Annotated in this window: 13 protein-coding genes and 2 pseudogenes; 10 read left to right on the forward strand and 5 right to left on the reverse strand. The window is 73.7% G+C overall.

The genetic code is table 11. The annotated features are described in order from the left end of the window. Window positions 1–53: 53 nt before the first annotated feature. Window positions 54–803, forward strand: coding sequence for a polyphosphate--glucose phosphotransferase (ppgK, locus tag ABT026_RS14705; RefSeq protein WP_351114707.1), 750 nt, complete (start codon window positions 54–56; stop codon window positions 801–803). A gap of 203 nt (window positions 804–1,006) precedes the next feature. Here ppgK and ABT026_RS14710 read toward each other — a convergent pair whose 3' ends face one another. Then, window positions 1,007–1,648, reverse strand: coding sequence for a DUF6542 domain-containing protein (locus tag ABT026_RS14710; RefSeq protein WP_351114708.1), 642 nt, complete (start codon window positions 1,646–1,648; stop codon window positions 1,007–1,009). A 329-nt stretch (window positions 1,649–1,977) separates the two neighbouring features. On the opposite strand from ABT026_RS14710, the gene ychF reads away from it, so the two are divergent. Continuing rightward, window positions 1,978–3,066 (forward strand): redox-regulated ATPase YchF, encoded by a 1,089-nt coding sequence (gene ychF / locus ABT026_RS14715; RefSeq protein WP_351114710.1) that lies wholly within the window; start codon window positions 1,978–1,980, stop codon window positions 3,064–3,066. A 109-nt stretch (window positions 3,067–3,175) separates the two neighbouring features. Here ychF and ABT026_RS14720 read toward each other — a convergent pair whose 3' ends face one another. Further along, the gene (locus tag ABT026_RS14720; RefSeq protein ID WP_351114711.1) at window positions 3,176–3,568 is read right to left on the reverse strand and encodes a type II toxin-antitoxin system VapC family toxin; all 393 of its coding nucleotides are present in this window, start codon (window positions 3,566–3,568) and stop codon (window positions 3,176–3,178) included. After that, entirely contained in the window at window positions 3,565–3,846 is a 282-nt protein-coding gene (locus ABT026_RS14725; protein WP_351114713.1) for a hypothetical protein, read from the reverse strand. The genes ABT026_RS14720 and ABT026_RS14725 overlap by 4 nt, the downstream gene beginning before the upstream one ends. Before the next feature lie 208 nt (window positions 3,847–4,054). On the opposite strand from ABT026_RS14725, the gene ABT026_RS14730 reads away from it, so the two are divergent. Both ABT026_RS14730 and ABT026_RS14735 read left to right on the forward strand, forming a co-directional pair. Continuing rightward, a complete protein-coding gene (locus tag ABT026_RS14730) occupies window positions 4,055–4,438 on the forward strand; it encodes a VOC family protein (protein WP_351114715.1) in 384 nt (127 codons plus the stop codon). A 338-nt stretch (window positions 4,439–4,776) separates the two neighbouring features. Next, window positions 4,777–5,766 (forward strand): ArsR/SmtB family transcription factor, encoded by a 990-nt coding sequence (locus ABT026_RS14735; protein ID WP_351114716.1) that lies wholly within the window; start codon window positions 4,777–4,779, stop codon window positions 5,764–5,766. Between the two features lie 45 nt (window positions 5,767–5,811). On the opposite strand, the gene ABT026_RS14740 is transcribed toward ABT026_RS14735, so the two are convergent. Further along, complete coding sequence (locus tag ABT026_RS14740; RefSeq protein ID WP_351114718.1) at window positions 5,812–6,264, reverse strand: VOC family protein; 453 nt, start codon at window positions 6,262–6,264, stop codon at window positions 5,812–5,814. Window positions 6,265–6,475: 211 nt separating this feature from the next. Here ABT026_RS14740 and ABT026_RS14745 point away from each other — a divergent pair, with 211 nt between their 5' ends. From ABT026_RS14745 to ABT026_RS14765, 5 genes and pseudogenes are all read left to right on the forward strand, one after another. Beyond that, window positions 6,476–7,057: a P-loop NTPase family protein gene (locus tag ABT026_RS14745; protein ID WP_351114720.1), complete on the forward strand. Its 582-nt coding sequence runs from the start codon at window positions 6,476–6,478 to the stop codon at window positions 7,055–7,057. A 634-nt stretch (window positions 7,058–7,691) separates the two neighbouring features. Beyond that, window positions 7,692–8,033: pseudogene (locus ABT026_RS14750) on the forward strand (DUF3662 domain-containing protein); the annotation flags it as partial. Window positions 8,034–8,957: 924 nt separating this feature from the next. Continuing rightward, a pseudogene (locus ABT026_RS14755) lies at window positions 8,958–10,090 on the forward strand (MinD/ParA family ATP-binding protein); the annotation flags it as partial. 165 nt (window positions 10,091–10,255) lie between these two features. Then, window positions 10,256–10,852 carry an NAD(P)H-dependent oxidoreductase gene (locus ABT026_RS14760; protein ID WP_351114721.1) on the forward strand — a complete coding sequence of 199 codons (597 nt, stop codon included), beginning with the start codon at window positions 10,256–10,258 and terminating at the stop codon, window positions 10,850–10,852. Between the two features lie 395 nt (window positions 10,853–11,247). Further along, window positions 11,248–13,995, forward strand: a complete 2,748-nt coding sequence (locus tag ABT026_RS14765) for a helix-turn-helix transcriptional regulator (protein ID WP_502967983.1) — start codon at window positions 11,248–11,250, stop codon at window positions 13,993–13,995. Between the two features lie 92 nt (window positions 13,996–14,087). Here the strand turns inward: ABT026_RS14765 and ABT026_RS14770 are convergent, their stop codons facing one another. Then, window positions 14,088–15,494: a DUF2252 domain-containing protein gene (locus tag ABT026_RS14770; protein WP_351114723.1), complete on the reverse strand. Its 1,407-nt coding sequence runs from the start codon at window positions 15,492–15,494 to the stop codon at window positions 14,088–14,090. 218 nt (window positions 15,495–15,712) lie between these two features. Between ABT026_RS14770 and ABT026_RS14775 the strand changes: the two genes are divergently transcribed. Continuing rightward, window positions 15,713–16,141, forward strand: coding sequence for a DUF7144 family membrane protein (locus tag ABT026_RS14775; protein WP_351114724.1), 429 nt, complete (start codon window positions 15,713–15,715; stop codon window positions 16,139–16,141). Window positions 16,142–16,254: the final 113 nt, after the last annotated feature.

Raw genomic sequence — 16,254 nt, forward strand, 5'->3', positions numbered from 1 at the left:
CCCGGTACACCCTTCCGGCGGTGACGGCTTGCCGCGCGTCGTAGCGTGGTGCCATGCAGATCTTCGGTGTGGACATCGGCGGCTCCGGAATCAAGGGCGCGCCCGTGGACCTGACGAGGGGCGACCTGGCGGCGGAGCGGCACAAGGTGCTGACCCCGCAGCCCTCGACCCCTGACGACGTGGCGGAGTGCGTCCGGGAGGTCGTCGACCACTTCAACTGGCACGGGCCGGTGGGCGTGACGTTCCCCGGCGTGGTCACCGGCGGTTCCACCGTCCGCACCGCGGCCAACGTCGACACCGCCTGGGTGGACACGGACGCCGCCGCGCTGCTCGGCGGGCGGCTGGGTGGCATCCCGGTCACCGTGGTCAACGACGCGGACGCGGCGGGGGTCGCCGAGATGAACTTCGGCGCCGGTCAGGGCCGCAAGGGCACGGTGATCGTGCTGACCTTCGGCACCGGCATCGGCAGCGCGGTCTTCACCGACGGCGCGCTGGTTCCCAACACGGAGCTGGGGCACCTCGAGCTGAACGGCCACGACGCGGAGAAGCGGGCGTCCCACAAGGCGCGCGAGGACGGCGATCTCACGTGGGAGCACTGGGCGCGGCGGGTCGAGAAGTACCTGCGGCACGTCGAGATGCTGTTCTCGCCCGAGCTGTTCATCGTGGGCGGTGGCGTGAGCCGCAAGGCGGACAAGTTCCTCCCGCTGATCACCAAGGTGCGGGCGGAGATCGTTCCGGCGCGGCTCCAGAACAACGCGGGGATCGTGGGGGCGGCCATGTACGCCGCCCAGCAGCGCGGCTGACCCGGCGGCCGCGTCTCGGTCCGTTCCCGGCGCGGCCCCGCTGATCCTGTTCCTCTGCTCCTGCGGAACCGACCTCGACGACCGGCCGCCGCCACCCGCACGTCTCCGTTGTGCGCGTGGCGGCCCGTCCTGTTCCGGGTCCGGGTTCCCGCCGGGGGCCCCTCCCCACGGACCCCCAAGGTCCTGCGGGTGAGGGCGGCGGTTCAGCCCTCGCGGTAGGCGGCTGCGGCACCGCTGCCGCCGCCGGCACCGCCCGCGGACGTGAACCGGATCCACCGCCCCGTCGCCACCAGCCCGGTGACCAGTACGCCCCCGTACAGCCACCCGGCCCCCGTGGCCAGCGCCGTGAAGAAGCCCATCGCCTGCCCGCCGACCCCGCTCCCGTCGGCGACGAACAGCAGCCCCAGCGCGTACGCGATCGGCCCGACGATCGGCGCCGTCAGCAGGTCACCCGGCCGCACCCACATCGCCGTGAGCAGGCTGACCGGCAGGAACAGCAGCCCGTAGACCGTGACCGACGCGCCCAGCAGCATGCTCAGCAGCCCCAGCGTCACCATCGCGGCCGTGCAGAACAGTCCGCATCCGAGCCCGGTGAGCCGCGGGTTGGGGAAGCGCCGCAGCCCGTCCGCGGCCGCCGTGCCCCGGTTCGCCGCCGCGGCGATCCACGGGACCCGCGAGCCCCGCGCCGACTCCGCCGCCCGCCCGGTCCACCGGGCCAGCTCGTCCATCGCCCGCCCGGCCCGGTCGACCGCGCCGCCGCGCCCCGCCGTGCCGCGTCCGGACCCGGCGGCCGCCGCACCCGCGGACATGGCGGCCACACCCGCCCCCGCGGCGGCCGGCTGCACACCCTGTGGGTGCCGGGGCCGTGGGGCCCGCCGCTCGCCGCCTCCGGAACCGCCCCCGCGAGCCTGCCCGGGCAGCCCCGTGCGGGCGTCGCGTCGCGACGCCCGCACGGGCCGGGCGGCCGACCGTGATGTTCCCGTCGTCCTGTGATGCTCCACTCGCACAACCTAGGTCTGTTTATGTGCTGAATAGCCCTAATGACACGCCCAGGGGCCGCACTGGTCTGATGTTCGACAGTTACGGGTGCCCCGTCCGGCACGCCGTAGACTGGGGGATCGGTCCGCCTCAGGCCCGCCCGCCCTCTTCACCTCACGTAACGGGAAGTCGCAACGTGTCGCTCACGATCGGAATCGTCGGTCTGCCGAATGTCGGCAAGTCGACCCTGTTCAACGCCCTGACCAAGAACGACGTGCTTGCGGCCAACTACCCGTTCGCCACGATCGAGCCCAACGTGGGCGTCGTCGGCGTCCCCGACCCGCGCCTGGCGAAGCTCGCCGAGATCTTCGGCTCCGCGCGGGTGCTCCCCGCCACGGTCGACTTCGTCGACATCGCCGGCATCGTCCGCGGCGCCAGCGAGGGCGAGGGCCTGGGCAACAAGTTCCTCGCGAACATCCGCGAGTCCGACGCGATCTGCCAGGTCATCCGCGCCTTCAAGGACGAGAACGTCGTCCACGTCGACGGCAAGGTCTCGCCGAAGGACGACATCGAGACCATCAACACCGAGCTGATCCTGGCCGACCTCCAGACCATCGAGAAGGTCCTCCCGCGCCTCCAGAAGGAGTCCCGGATCAAGAAGGACATCGCCCCGAAGGTCAAGGCCGTCGAGGAGGCCAAGGAGATCCTGGAGCGCGGCGACACGCTCTTCTCCCAGGGCATCGTCCAGGGCACCGAGCGCAGCGAGCTGCTGCACGACCTGCACCTGCTCACCACCAAGCCCTTCCTCTACGTCTTCAATGTCGACGAGGACGAGCTGACCGACGACACCTTCAAGAACGAGCAGCGCGCGCTGGTCGCCCCGGCCGAGGCGATCTTCCTCAACGCCAAGCTCGAGGCGGACCTCGCCGAGCTCGATGAGGAGGACGCCATGGAGCTCCTCCAGTCCGTCGGCGCCGAGGAGCCCGGCCTCGCCACCCTCGCCCACGTCGGCTTCAACACCCTGGGCCTGCAGACCTACCTCACCGCCGGTCCCAAGGAGACCCGCGCCTGGACCATCAAGAAGGGCGCCACCGCGCCCGAGGCGGCCGGCGTGATCCACACGGACTTCCAGAAGGGCTTCATCAAGGCCGAGGTCATCTCCTTCGACGACCTCGTCGAGGCCGGCTCCGTCGCCGAGGCCCGCGCCAAGGGCCGCGCCCGCATGGAGGGCAAGGAGTACGTCATGCAGGACGGCGACGTGGTGGAGTTCCGCTTCAACGTCTAGCCGCCGCCAGACGTGCAGCTCAGCGGGGTCGGTCCGGTTTCGGGCCGGCCCCGTCGGCGTTGTGACTCGGCGCGCTTGGCGGCGGCCTTGGCCGCGCCGTGGGTACCGCTCAGATCTTGATGACGGTGATGCCTTCGGTGCAGAGCATCTGGAGGTCCTCGGGTTCGGAGGTGAGGACGGTCGTGGGGCGAGGTGAGGCGCCTGCTGTCGCGGCGACGATGGCGTCCAGCGCGTACTTGTGCCCGTGCAGGCCGGCCGCAGCGAGCAACTTGCTCGCCTGTCGTGCGATGGCCTCGCCGGGCGGGACGACAGTGACGCGCGAGACGGCGTAGTCGAACTGCGCCTGATGGACTCGTGGGTCCCGGGCCTCGACGAGGGTGACCGAGCTGGCCACGACCCGTATGTCCTCCGCGTCGGCAGCCGCGAGCCATTCGGTCAGCTCGGGGTCGCGGCGTACGAGTCTGGAGAGACCTTCGCAGTCCAGAACGAGGGTGCCGCTCATGCGGCGGTGTCCGCCGAGCCTGTCGCGTCCCCACGCAGCAGCGCCCGCTTGGCGTCGACCGCTCGCTGGTCCACCGGGCCGTGCTCGGCCTCCGCGGCGGCGATCAGCTCGCGCAGGCGTTCCCGCTCCAGTTCTCGCTGGATGAGGCCCTCGACGTAGGCGGACATGCCGCGTCGGCCTGTGCGCTGCTTCAGGGCGGCGATGGTGCCCTCGTGCAGCGAAACGGACATGGGGCGGACGGGCCCTTCGCCGGGGGCGGGTGCGCTGTCATCAGCCATGCCGTCAGTTTAACAAAAGTGTTGTTATTCGGCGGGGGCGTCTGCCTCTCCCTGTCACCGATACCCGTTGGTTGCTTCTGTGGTCACCCTGCATTCCTGCTCCTCCTGGGGCGTGTATCGAAGGTGCTGCCAGGTGTCCGAGCTGTATGCGCGATGAACGAGCGCAACTCGATGGCGTCTGGAGGGGAAATCAGGGAGGCTCGCGCGCATGGTCTCGGTATTGCAGAACGTGGCGATCGACTGCGTGGATGCCTACGAGCTGGCCCGGTTCTGGAGCAGGGCGACCGGCCGTCCGCTGCATCCGGAGGACAAACCGGGTGATCCTGAGGTTCAGGTGCTGCTGGCGGAGGGCCCGGTGCTGTACTTCAACCAGGTGCCCGAGTCCAAGACGATCAAGAACCGGATCCATCTGTGTCTGCGCCCAGAAACCTCGCGCGAGCAGGAGGTGGAACGACTGTTGGGCCTCGGTGCCAGCCTCGTCACCGATCACCGGAATCCCGATGGCTCTGGCTGGGCGGTCCTTGCTGATCCCGAAGGCAACGAGTTCTGCGTTCTGCGCAGCGAGTCCGACCGAGCCGTCGTGAGTTCCTGACGCTTCTGCGACCAGCCTGGCCGACCGTGGAGTCGACGTTGAGGTCCCACGTGATCAAACCCTTGGCGTCGGCCCGGGTCATGGAGCGCGGTGAAGATCCACTTTCGATCACCCTCCAGTGGACCGCTCCGAAGGGAGCCCCGACCTGCCGTCGGAGAGCTCTCCCGCCGATTGTCGCTCCGGCAGTGCTGCTACCCGTCCCCTCCGGTCAGAGGTGACAACCTCTGCAGCCCGCACCGGCAGTGCCGGCGCAGGGAAGGCCGACGGAGCCGGTCCGCGTTCGGTCGGTCAAGTCGGGCCGGGTCGGGTCGGGTCGGGTCGGCGGTAGCCTGCTCGGCGTGCCGCAGAAGTACGTCGAGTTCCGCCTCGCTTCGGAGGACATCTCCACCGTCCGGTTCGGCGTGTCGCCGGGGCACGAGATCGTCCACGCCGTACGAACCCTCAGCCGGCCGCAGGAGCAGCCGCTGCAGTGGGGATGGGTCCGGGCCGTGCGCGCCGACGTCCCGCGGGAGACCCTCGACTTGCTGCGCCTCGTCGTGGGCGAGGACGGGTACGCGCCCGATCTGTTCACCTCGGCCGCGTCGTGGGACCTCACGCCCGCGGACGAGATCGAGCGGCTGCGGCAGGCGCCGCTCGAGCCGATCTCGGTGGACCTGCGCAAGCGCGCCGTCCGCAGCGCCGGCGTCGCGCGGGCCGCGCTCGAGAGGATGGCGGACGATCCCGAGAGGATCCGCGCCGTGCTCGTGCGCCACGTCGAGGTGCTCTGGGAGACCGCACTCGCGCCGTACTGGGCGCAGATCGAACGCATCCTGCATGCGGACATCGGCTCCCGGGTGCGACGGATGACCGCGGACGGCCTGGCCGGGATGGCGGCCGACCTCGGCGAAGCGGTCGAGTGGAGCGCCGACACCGGCTTCGACACCGTGCGCGTGCGGATGGAGCGGCACGAGGAGGTCGTCGACTGCCAGGGGCGGGGCCTCGTGCTGGTGCCGTCGTTCTTCGCGCGCCACTGCGCGGTGCTCACGGAGCCGCCCGCTCAGCCGACGCTGTTCCACCCCGCGCTCGGTGTGTCCGAGGTGTGGCACCGTGCCGATTCGACGGACGCGCTGGCGGGGCTGCTCGGGGAGAGCCGTGCCGCGGTGCTCCTCGCGCTCGGCGCGCCGCTGTCGACGACGGAGACCGCGGGAGAGGCCGGGATAGCGGCTTCCACCGCGTCCCATCACCTCGACGCCCTGCGCGCCGCCGGACTCATCGCGTCCCGGCGGGCCGGGCGGCGCGTGCTGCACGCGCGCACGCCGCTCGGCGACGCGCTCGTCCACCGCGTCTGACGCGGCGGACGAGCGCGGCCGGGCCGCGGCGGTGGCCGCAGAGGGTCACCGCCCGGGAACGGGGTCCGGGCCCGTGCCGTGCTCGGCGACGTACGCCTCCGGACCCTGCGAGGCGGCCTGGGGCTCCATGTAGAGGAACTCGAGGATGTTGCCGTCCGGGTCCTCGAGGGAGCGCCCGTACATGAACCCGTGGTCCTGCGCGGGGCGCGGCTCACGGCCGCCGGCGGTGACGCCGGCGTCGACGGTCGTGTCGACGTGCTCCCGCGAGTCGCGCGAGAACGACACCAGCGCCTGGGCGACCTTGTGCGGGTCGGCGATCTCCTTGTCCGTGAACTGGGAGAAGTGTCCGTGGGTGAGCACCATGAAGTTCGTGTTCTCGTCCCAGACGACGCAGGCGGCGTTCTCGTCGGTGAACATGGGGTTGATGTCGCAGCCGAGCGCCGTGTAGAAGGCCTTGCTGCGCTCGAGGTCGGTCGTGGTGAGGTTGACGAAGATCATGACGTCTCCTGATGTCGGACTGGCCGTTCCTGCCGTTGCCTTACGGAGATCAGGCTGGCACCAGAGGCGTGGACGTCCCATCGATTCGACCGACGTCGAAAGGTCACGCGGTTCCGTGCGGCGACTGGTCATGGCCCCAGAGCCGACAGGGGCGTCCGGCGAAGGGCTGGGGCGTCCCTCGGCAGGCGGTCCGGTTGAATGGCACGTCGGAGTGGTGGTCGGGCCGGAGGGGGCGGACGGGGTGCGGCGGGTCTCGGTGGTGGGGTGCTCGGGGTCGGGCAAGTCGACGGTGGCGGGGCGCCTCTCCGACATACTCGACGTGCCGCACGTCGAGCTGGACGCGTTGCACTGGGGGCCCGGCTGGACCGAGGCCTCGGCCGAGGAGCTGAGTGAACGGGTCCGGCGGGCCACGGCCGCCGACGCCTGGATCGTGGACGGCAACTACCAGAGCAAGATCGGCACCCTGGTGTGGGAGCGGGCGGACACCGTCGTGTGGGTCAACCCCTCCCGGTGGCGGGTGCTGTGGCGCGCCCTGAGCCGGACCGTGCGGCGGGCGGCGACCGGCCAGGAGTTGTGGAACGGCAACCGTGAGACGTGGCGCGGTCTGATGTTCTGGCGCGGCGAGGACTCGATCCTGTGGTGGGCATGGACCTCGTATCCGGGCGTCCAGAAGCGTTACGAGGCGGCGATGCGCGATCCGCGGGCCGCGCACCTGGTCTTCCACCGGTTGAGGACGGCGAAGGAGGTCGAGGACTTCCTGGCCGGCCTCGCGAGGGACGGGTCGGAGCGGTAACGCGCCCCGACGGTCCGGTGCCGGGGATGACTCCACGCGACCTCGGCCGGTCAGGGGGCGGCCCGGCCGGCCGGGCCGCTCAGCGGTCCTCGCCGGGCCGCGGGAGTTCCAGTTCCAGCGGGCCGCAGCCGAGGCGGGCGGCCTCGGCCTCGACGTAACGGGGGGAAGAGGTCGCGCACGTCCGCGCTCGCCCCGCTCTCCGAGGCACGGACGACGAAGGCCGTCTCGCCCGTCGGGCAAGGGGCCACGAAGACCAGGTGTCCGCCGCCCAGGTGTCGAGGCCGGTGCCGGCCAGTTCCGTCCCGTGCCTACCCGTGCTCCCCCGGCTCGGGTGACTGCCTCCGGCGGCCGGCCCCGGCTGGTTGGGGTGAGGAGCGGCAGGGCGGGGAGATCGGCGCCGCCTGCGGGGAGCGGCCGGTCCGGGTCGCGTGTGCGGGGCGTCGCCCGGAACGGCGGGTCCCGTCGCCGGGGAGCGGCGCGTGGCGTCGCCCGGGAGGGGTTGGTCCGGCGACCGATCCGGTGAATTACGGCGACACGCCGCGTCTAATCACGCTGTGTGGCTATATCACCACTATCCGCAATCTCTTCGGATCGTCTGATCAAGTCGCGGCGGATCGTCACCCCGGAGGCCGTAGTGGGGGCGTTGAACAAAATAGAACGCAGTTTCGAGACCATGGTGAACGGGGCGTTCGCCAAAGTGTTCAAGTCCCCGGTGCAGCCCGTTGAGTACATCGGCGCGCTCAAACGCGAGTGCGACATCAATGCCAGGATCTGGGACCGCGACTGCGTCATCGTGCCCAACTGCTTCGTCATCGAGCTGAACCCGGGCGATCACGAGGTGCAGAGCTCGTGCCTGGTCATGCTCGGTGAGGAACTGGTGCACAAGCTGCGTGAGTACGCCGAGCAGCAGCACTACTCGTTCGCGGGCCCGCTCAAGGTGCAGCTGCAGCGGACCCAGCGGCTGAAGGCCGGACGGTTCCGCGTGCGCAGCCGCATCGAGGTCCCGCCCGACGTGCAGCGCGCCCTTCAGGCCAACGAGCGGTACCACACCACGTACTCCCTGTCGGCCGGGATGGGCAAGGAGCCGGCCCGCCAGCCGCCCCCGCACGTCGTGCGGGAGGAGAAGCGGGTGATGAGCGTCGAGCAGTTCATATCCCTCGGGCTGACGTTCACCCAGGACGGCATGCTCGCCCGTGTCTACCCCACGAGCGCTCCCACCGGCTCGGTGAAGCCGCCGCCACGCCTGCTGGAGGCCGGTGCGGACCACACGGGGGTGGCCGTGGTGGCGCGAGGGGGTCCGGAACCGCGCGCCCTCCCTCCCGCGTACGGGGTGCGTCCCGCGCTCGCCCCCGCGGATGTCGGCGGTACGCCCTACCGGGGGCGGGAGGCCGGCCTTCCGGGCCTCGCCGACTCGTCCGGGCCGTGGGGCGGGCGCCTGACCGCGGGGAGGCCGCCCGCCCCTCACGTGGCCCTCGACGGTCCGCCCCGCACGGACACCGCACGCCCCCGGTCCGGCCGCCGGACGCTGCCGCCGGCCGGGGAACAGGGCCGTCGTCATGCCGCCGACCCTGCTCCCGGTCGTCATGCCGCCGGCCCTGCCCCCGGTCGTCATACCGCCGACCCTGCGCCCGACGGATCTCCCACCCATGTGAAAGGACCCACCGTGACCAACGATCGCGACGCCTCCGGCGGCAGCCCCACGCCCGACGCGAGGCCGGAGGGGTCCGACGGAGCCGACCTCGTGCCCACCCCCGCGCAGGCCCCGGCCGAGGAGCACCCGAACACCGTGGGGCAGGCGCCCCCGCCACCCGGCGGGGCCCAGCAGCACCACGCCGCGCCGGCCGCGCACGGCGGCGACCCCCGCAGCGGCCCGGGCGTCGGCCCCGGCGTGGAGCACCTGCCGCCGCCACCGCACGCCCCGCAGGCGGGCTGGGGCGGGTACGCGCAGTCGCCGCACGGGGCTCCGGGCGTGCCGCAGTCCTACGGGCCGCCGGCCCACTACGGTCAGGCGCACTGGCCGGCGCCGGACCCGGCCGCCCGTGCCGGGGGTCTGGGGCTCAGTGCCGCGCTCGAGCTCTCCGCCGACCGTCTGCTGCGCAAGCGGGCCGGTGAGCGCCGCGGCCTGAAGGGCCTGCGCCTCGGCGGCAGGAAGACGGAGCGGGAGCGGGAGCAGAAGCTGGCCGTCCTGCGCACCCCGGTGACCCAGTGCCACAAGATCGCTGTCATCAGCCTCAAGGGCGGGGTCGGCAAGACGACCACCACGACCGCCCTCGGAGCCACCCTCGCCACCGAGCGGCAGGACCGGGTCGTCGCCATCGACGCCAACCCGGACGCCGGAACCCTCAGCCGGCGGGTGCGCTGCGGGACCAGCGCCACCATCCGGGACCTGGTGGCCGAGATCCCGAACATCGACAACTACATGGCCGTCCGGCGCTTCACCTCCCAGGCGCCGAGCGGGCTGGAGATCCTCGCCAACGAGGCGGACCCGGCGCTGTCCACGGCGTTCAGCGAGGAGGACTACCGCCAGGTGATCGGCTGCCTCGGCCAGCACTATCCGATCGTGCTCACCGACTCGGGCACCGGCCTGCTGCACAGCGCGATGCGGGGCATCCTGGACCACGCGGACCAGCTGATCCTGGTCGCCACGCCAGTGTGGACGGCGCCACCAGCGCCAGCACCACCCTGGACTGGCTCAACGCGCACGGCTACGAGGACCTCGTCCACCGGAGCATCACGGTGATCTCCGAGGCCCGCCGCAAGAGCAGGAACGTGCGGGTGGACGACGTCGTGCACCACTTCCACGCCCGCTGCCGTGGCGTCGTGACCGTCCCGTTCGACGAGCACCTCGCCGCGGGGTCCGAGGTCGACCTGGAACAGCTGAAGTCCCGGACCCGCGAGGCCTACTTCGATCTGGCGACGCTGGTGGCCGCGGACTTCCCCCGCACCCAGCCGGAGCCCGTCGGCTGGGGGGCCTCCTACCCGCACGCGGGGTACAGCGCGGCCAGCATGTTCACCGCCCCCGCCTGGGGCTGACCCGACGGCCCGTCACCGACGACGGCCCCCGGACCCGCGCTCACGGCGCGCTCCGGGGGCCGTCGTGTGCCGGCGGCGGGCCCGTTGTGGCGGCGCTGCCGCAGTGGAACAGTCGGGCCCGACGACGAGGGACGACGACCGACGACGAGGAACGGGGGAGTGGCGATGCGGGCAGGGGTGTACCTGGCTCATCCGCGGGCGGGGAGCTTCAACCACGCGGTGTTCGACGCGGTGGTGGGGGAACTGCGGGGCCGCGGCTGCGAGGTCGTCGCGCACGATCTGTGCGCCGAGGGGTTCCCGCCGGTGCTGTCGGCGAGGGAGACGGGGACGGTGGAGACCGGCGCCGCGGACGACGGCGACGGGCAGGTCGCGCTGCACCGCGCGGAGGTGGCCACGCTGGACGTCCTGGTCCTCGTCCACCCGAACTGGTGGGGCATGCCGCCGGCCGTGCTGGCCGGGTGGGTGCAGCGGGTGTTCGTGCCGGGCGTCGCGTACAAGCTGGGTACCGCGGAGGGCGAGCCGGACGGCATGCTGCGGGCCCGCCGGGCGCTGGTGCTGAACACCTCCGACACCCCCGCCGAGAGGGAGGACGCCGTGTTCGGCGATCCGCTGGAGCGGATCTGGGCGGCGTGCGTCCTGCCGTACGTGGGGGTCGAGGACGTCCGCCGGGTCGTGTTCCGGACGGTCACCGGCTCCGACGACGCGACCCGTGAGGCCTGGCTCGGGGAGGCACGCCGGCACGCGGCCGCCCTGCTGGAGTGACGCGGCCCCGCGGGCGGGTCCGGTGCGGCCGGGTCGCCCGGCGGGCGTCACGCGCCCTCCGCCCGACGCGCACGTCGCGCGCGTCGGGCGGAGGGCTGGGATGCTGGACGGGTGGCCGGGCGGCCCATGCCCTGCGGACAGTGGTGGTGAGCGCTGTGGCAGCGAAGCGGAGCGGGACCGGGGGCGGAAGCGAGTACGGGGCAGGCGCCGGCGGTGAGCCCGGTGCCGGGGGCGGTGCCGCGGGCGGTGCCGGGACCGGGGCCGGCGGCGAAGGCGGGTACGGGACCGGCAGCGATGCGGGCCTCGTGCCGGACCTCTCGGCCGAGCCCGAGCCCGAATCGGAGCCCGAGCCCGAACCGGAGCCCGAGCCCGAGCCCGCGCCGGCGGATCCCTCCGTGGAGTCCCGGGCGGAGCCGACCGGGCGGACCGGGCCCGCCGGGTCCACCGGGCCGACCGGGCCCACCCGGCCGGCCGGGGAACCGCCGGCGGACCCGTTCCTGCGGACCCGGATCGTGCCGCCGGTGCGGCCCGCGACCTACCTGCCGCGCCCGCGGCTGCTGCGGCACCTGGACCGGGCGCTGCGGACCCCGCTCACCCTGGTCGACGGGCCGGCCGGCGCGGGCAAGACCCTGCTGACGGCCGACTGGGTCGCCGGCCTCCGGGAGCCGGTCGCCTGGCTCACCGTCGAGGCGGGCGACGAGCGGCCGGGCGTGTTCTGGGCGTACCTGCTCAGGGCGCTCCGCGGCTGCGGCGCGCTCGGCCCCGGGCCGCTCCCGGCGGACGCCGCCCAGATGGACGGCAGGCTGCTGGCGGCGCTGGCCGCCGAGCTGGACGAGAGCGGGCGGCCCGTGGTCGTCGTGCTCGACGAGTTCGACCGGGTGGACGCCCCGGAGGTCGCCGAGCAGCTGGAGTTCGTCCTGCACCACGCCGGACCCTGCCTGCACCTGGTCCTGGTCACCCGCACCGAGCCGCTGCTCCCGCTGCACCGCTACCGGGCGGCGGGCGAACTGACCGAGATCCGGGCCGCCGACCTGGCGTTCACGCCCGAGGAGGCCGTCTCCCTGCTGGAGCTGCACGGACTGGGCCTCACGGTGCCGACCGCGCGCGCCCTGGTGGAGCGCACCCGCGGCTGGGCGGCCGGGCTCGGCCTGTCCGCCCTGGCGGCGCGGGAGAGCGCCGACCCGGAGGGCTACCTGAAGGAGTTCGAGGCGGGCCACAGCGCGATCGCGGACTTCCTGCTGGCCGAGGTGCTGGAGGGGCGGACGGAGCGGACGCAGGACCTGCTGCTGCGGGTCAGCGTCCTGGAACGGTTCTGCCCCGACCTGGCCAACGCGCTGACCGGCCGGGTCGACGCCGAGCCGCTGCTCGTCGACCTGCACCGGGCGAACGCCTTCGTCGAGGACCTCGGACACTCCTGGTACCGGCTCCACCCGCTGTTCGGCGAGATCCTGCGGGCCCACCTGCGGGTGCGCCTGCCCGGCCTCGAACCGGAGCTGCACCGGCGGGCCGCACGGTGGCTGCACCGGTCCGGGTTCCTCCCGGAGACCCTGGCCCACGGCGCCGCGGCGGGGGAGTGGGACTTCGCGGCCGGCGCGCTCGTCGGCGACCTCGCCATCGGCCGGCTCTTCACCGGGCTGCGCGCCGGCGACCTGACGGAACTGTTCTCCGGCATGACGCCCGAGGCCCGGACGCCCGCGACGGACCTGGTGCGGGCGGCCCGCGACCTGTCACGGTGCGACCCGCAGCGCGCGGTGGCCCGTCTGCGCCGCGTCGAGGCGGGCCTGCCCGAAGGGCGCTTCCCCGAGGAGTGCCTGGCCGACGGCACGCCCGACCCGGCCGCCGCACGGCTCAGCCGCGCGCTGCTGGAGGCGCTGGCCGCCCGGCTGTCCGGCAGCCCGGCGCGCGCCGAGGAGGCCGCCCGGGCCGCCGACGCGCTGCGGCGGGAGGTCCCGGAGCGTCTCCTGGAGGAGCACCCCGAGCTGACCGCCCTCCTGCTCACCCACGTGGGGTCGGCACGCCTGTGGGCCGGACGGTTCGAGGACGCGCGCGCCGCCCTGACCGCCGTGGTGCGCACCCCCGCCGGCCCCTCCACCGCGCTGCCCCGGGAGGACGCGCTGGCACACCTGGCGCTGCTCGACCACCTCACCGGCTGGACCGGCCGGGCGGAGCGCAGAGCCTTGGCCGCGCTGGCCGAGGAGGAGCGGGCGGGACTGGCCGGGCCCTCCGGCTCCGGCCTCGCCCGGCTGGTGCTGGCCGCCGTGGCCGTGGACCGTCACGAGCTGGACCGGGCCAGGGAGCTGCTCGGCACGGCCGACCCGGCGTCCGGCCACCTCGGCGCGGGCGCCCGCGACCCGGTGCCGGCCGCCGCCAAGGCCCTTGCCACCGCCCGTCTGCTGCTCGCCGAGGGCAAGGCCCGGGCCGCCGCCGAGGCCGTGGAGGCGCCGGTCGCCGCCGTCGAGGCCTCGCCGTGGGCGTCCGGGCACGCGACGGTCGTCACCGCCGCCGCCCACCTGGCCGAGGGGCGCCCGGACGCGGCGGCGGCCCTGCTCGACGGCGTGTCCGGCGACCAGCCGGCCTGCGTCGTGGAGGCGGCGGCGGTCCAGCTCGCCGCCGGGCGCGCCGGCGCGGCCACCGGCCTGCTCGACTCTCTGCGCACCCAGGGCGGGACGGGCCCGGCGGTGGCCGTGCGGGCCGCGCTGGTGCGCGCCCGGGCCGCGGACGCCGCGGGGGACGGGGCCACCGCGCGCAAGCTGGTCGAGCGGGCCCTCCTCGACGCCCGGCGGGAGCAGCTGCGGCGCCCCTTCCTCGACGCGGGGGCGTGGATCCGGCCCCTCCTCGCCTCCGGCGGGACCCGCGAGCTGGCGGCGGGCTGGCTCACGCCCGGCCCGTCGGCGGCCCGACGCGGGGAGCGGCCGTCGCCCTCGGCCTCCCCGTCCCCGGACCTCGTCGCGGCCGAGCTGAGCGGGCGGGAGCGGGACGTGCTGGTGCGGCTGGCCGGGATGATGTCGGCCGTGGAGATCGCCGCCGACCTCCACGTGTCGGTCAACACGGTGAAGTCGCACCTCAAGAGCGTCTACCGGAAGCTGGCGGTGAACCGGCGCGGCGACGCCGTGCGCCGCGCCCGCGAACTCGGGCTGCTCTGACCGCCGTCACCGGACCGCCGTCACCGGGCTGCCGCCGCCGGACCGCCGTCACCGCGCCGCCGCCACCGGACTGCCGTCACCGGGCCGCCCCCTCACAGCTGCCGTGCGGGGAGGCGGCCCGAGGCACAGGCGGCCCGGAGCGCCGCGTAGTCGCGTTCGTTCTGGTCGGCGTAGGCCTGGGCGAACTCCGCCAGGGCCCGGTCGAAGCGGTCCCCGCCGCCCAGGTAGGCGGCGACGGCGACGGGATCGCCGGAACGGGCGTGGGCCCGCGCCAGGCAGGCGCCGCACTGCCGGGCGAACAGCACGAGCAGCTCGGGATCCATGGTCTCCGGCCGCGCGATGCCCTTCCAGTCCCACAGCTGGCGGACGTAGAAGTCCCGCTCCTGCCCGTCGAGGCCCACGACGTGCGTCCAGCCGAGGAAGATGTCGCTGGTCGTCTGCATCAGGTGCTGGCCGGTCACCACCCGGCGGCCCTGGTTCTCGTGACGCTCGCCGTCCACGTGGTCGGCCAGGACGGACTCCTGCGCCTCCTTGGCCTGCAACAGCAGGGGATCGTCGTCGTCCCGGCCGAGGAGCAGCACCACCCAGCAGCGGGTGCCGACGCTGCCGACGCCGACCACCTTCCTGGCCATGTCGACCAGGTGGTAGTGCCGCAGCAGGTGCCGGCGCTCGGGCGGCAGGGACGCCGCGTACCCGTCCAGGACAGCCCGCATCTCCTGCGCCCGCGCGGCCTCCGAGGGGCGGTCGCGCAGCTCGTGCAGCGGGGTGAGCAGCGGGGGGTCCGAGGCGATGCGGCGGCCCTCGTCCGTCATTCGGGTCAGCTTCGCGAAGGCCTTCAGATGGGTCCGGGTGCGGGCCCGGTCGGCGGCCTCGGCGGTGCGGCGGCCGGCCTCCGCGTCCGCCGTCGAGGCCAGCTCCCGGATCCGGTCGGCGTCGTCCTGCGCGTACCAGACGTCCAGGGTGCGCATGCCGGCGAACTGCCGCATCCGCTCCCGGTAGGCGCGCACACAGGCCCGCACGACCTCGTCCTGCCGCCGGACGGACAGGCCGTTCGCCCGGGCCGCCGTCACGAACCCGGACGCCAGCCGCTTCACGTCCCACTCGAACGGGCCCTGATGGGTCTCGTCGAAGTCGTTGACGTCGAAGACCAGCCGCCGCTCGGGGGAGGCCAGCAGCCGGAAGTTGAGCGGGTGGGCGTCACCGCACAGCTGCACCCGCAGCCCGGTGTCGGGCAGGGGCCCGAGGTCCGCCGCCATGATCGCCGCGGCCCCGCGGTAGAAGCGGAACGGCGACTCGAGCATGCGGCCGTAGCGGATCGGCACCAGCTCGGCGACCCGGGACCGCGACTGCTCCTCCAGCAGGCGGATCGGGTCGAAACGCCCCTTCGCCGGCTCGTACCGGCCGTGGCCCGACCGTGGGGCCCGGGCGCGCGCGTCCCTTCCGCGGGCCGCGCGCTCGGCGGGGGACAGGGACGGGGTGAAAGCGCTGGACTCGGTCATCGTCCGGCCTCCTGGTGGTGCGGACCGTGCGAACCGTGCGGACCCCTTCGGACCTGCGCGGACCCGTGCGGACACGGCGACTGGCCCTTCCATGGCACCACCCGCGGGTCCCGCACGGCTCACCCCTGCCGGGTGAGGCCCGAGCGGGGTCCGCCGGTCCACGCTGACCTGGTACCCACCGGTCGCCGAGCGTCCGGACCACACGAAAGAGGTGCACGATGAGCGCGTCCCACACCACTCAGACCCGGTCGGCGCACACGGCCAAGCAGGGTTGGGCGAGCGGCCTGACCGCCTTCGCCGCCGTGATGCTGTTCCTCCTCGGCCTGCTCAACCTCTTCCGGGGGATCATGGCCATCGCGGAGGACGACGTCTTCGTCGCCACTCCGAACTACGTGTTCCAGTTCGACCTGACGGGCTGGGGCTGGATCCACCTGATCCTCGGCGCCATCGGGATCCTGCTCGCCCTCGGGCTGTTCAAGGACGCCACCTGGGCCCGGGTCGCGGGCGTGGCCATCGCCGCGCTGCTGATCATCGCCAACTTCCTGTCGCTGCCGTACTACCCGATCTGGTCGCTGGTGATGATCGCCATCGCGGGCTTCGTCATCTGGGCCCTGTGCGTCCATCGCGACGCCGGATTCGACCGCTGAGGGCCCGTGTCCTCCGCGGAGAAGGCGGGACGACCGGTGACACGTGACGGCGGGAACGGGGACCGGACCGAGGCCGGACGGGAACCCGCGGCGACGGGGGCGGCGACAGCCGC

It is taken from the genome of Streptomyces sp. NPDC002734, assembly GCF_040295685.1.
Classification (GTDB): domain Bacteria; phylum Actinomycetota; class Actinomycetes; order Streptomycetales; family Streptomycetaceae; genus Streptomyces.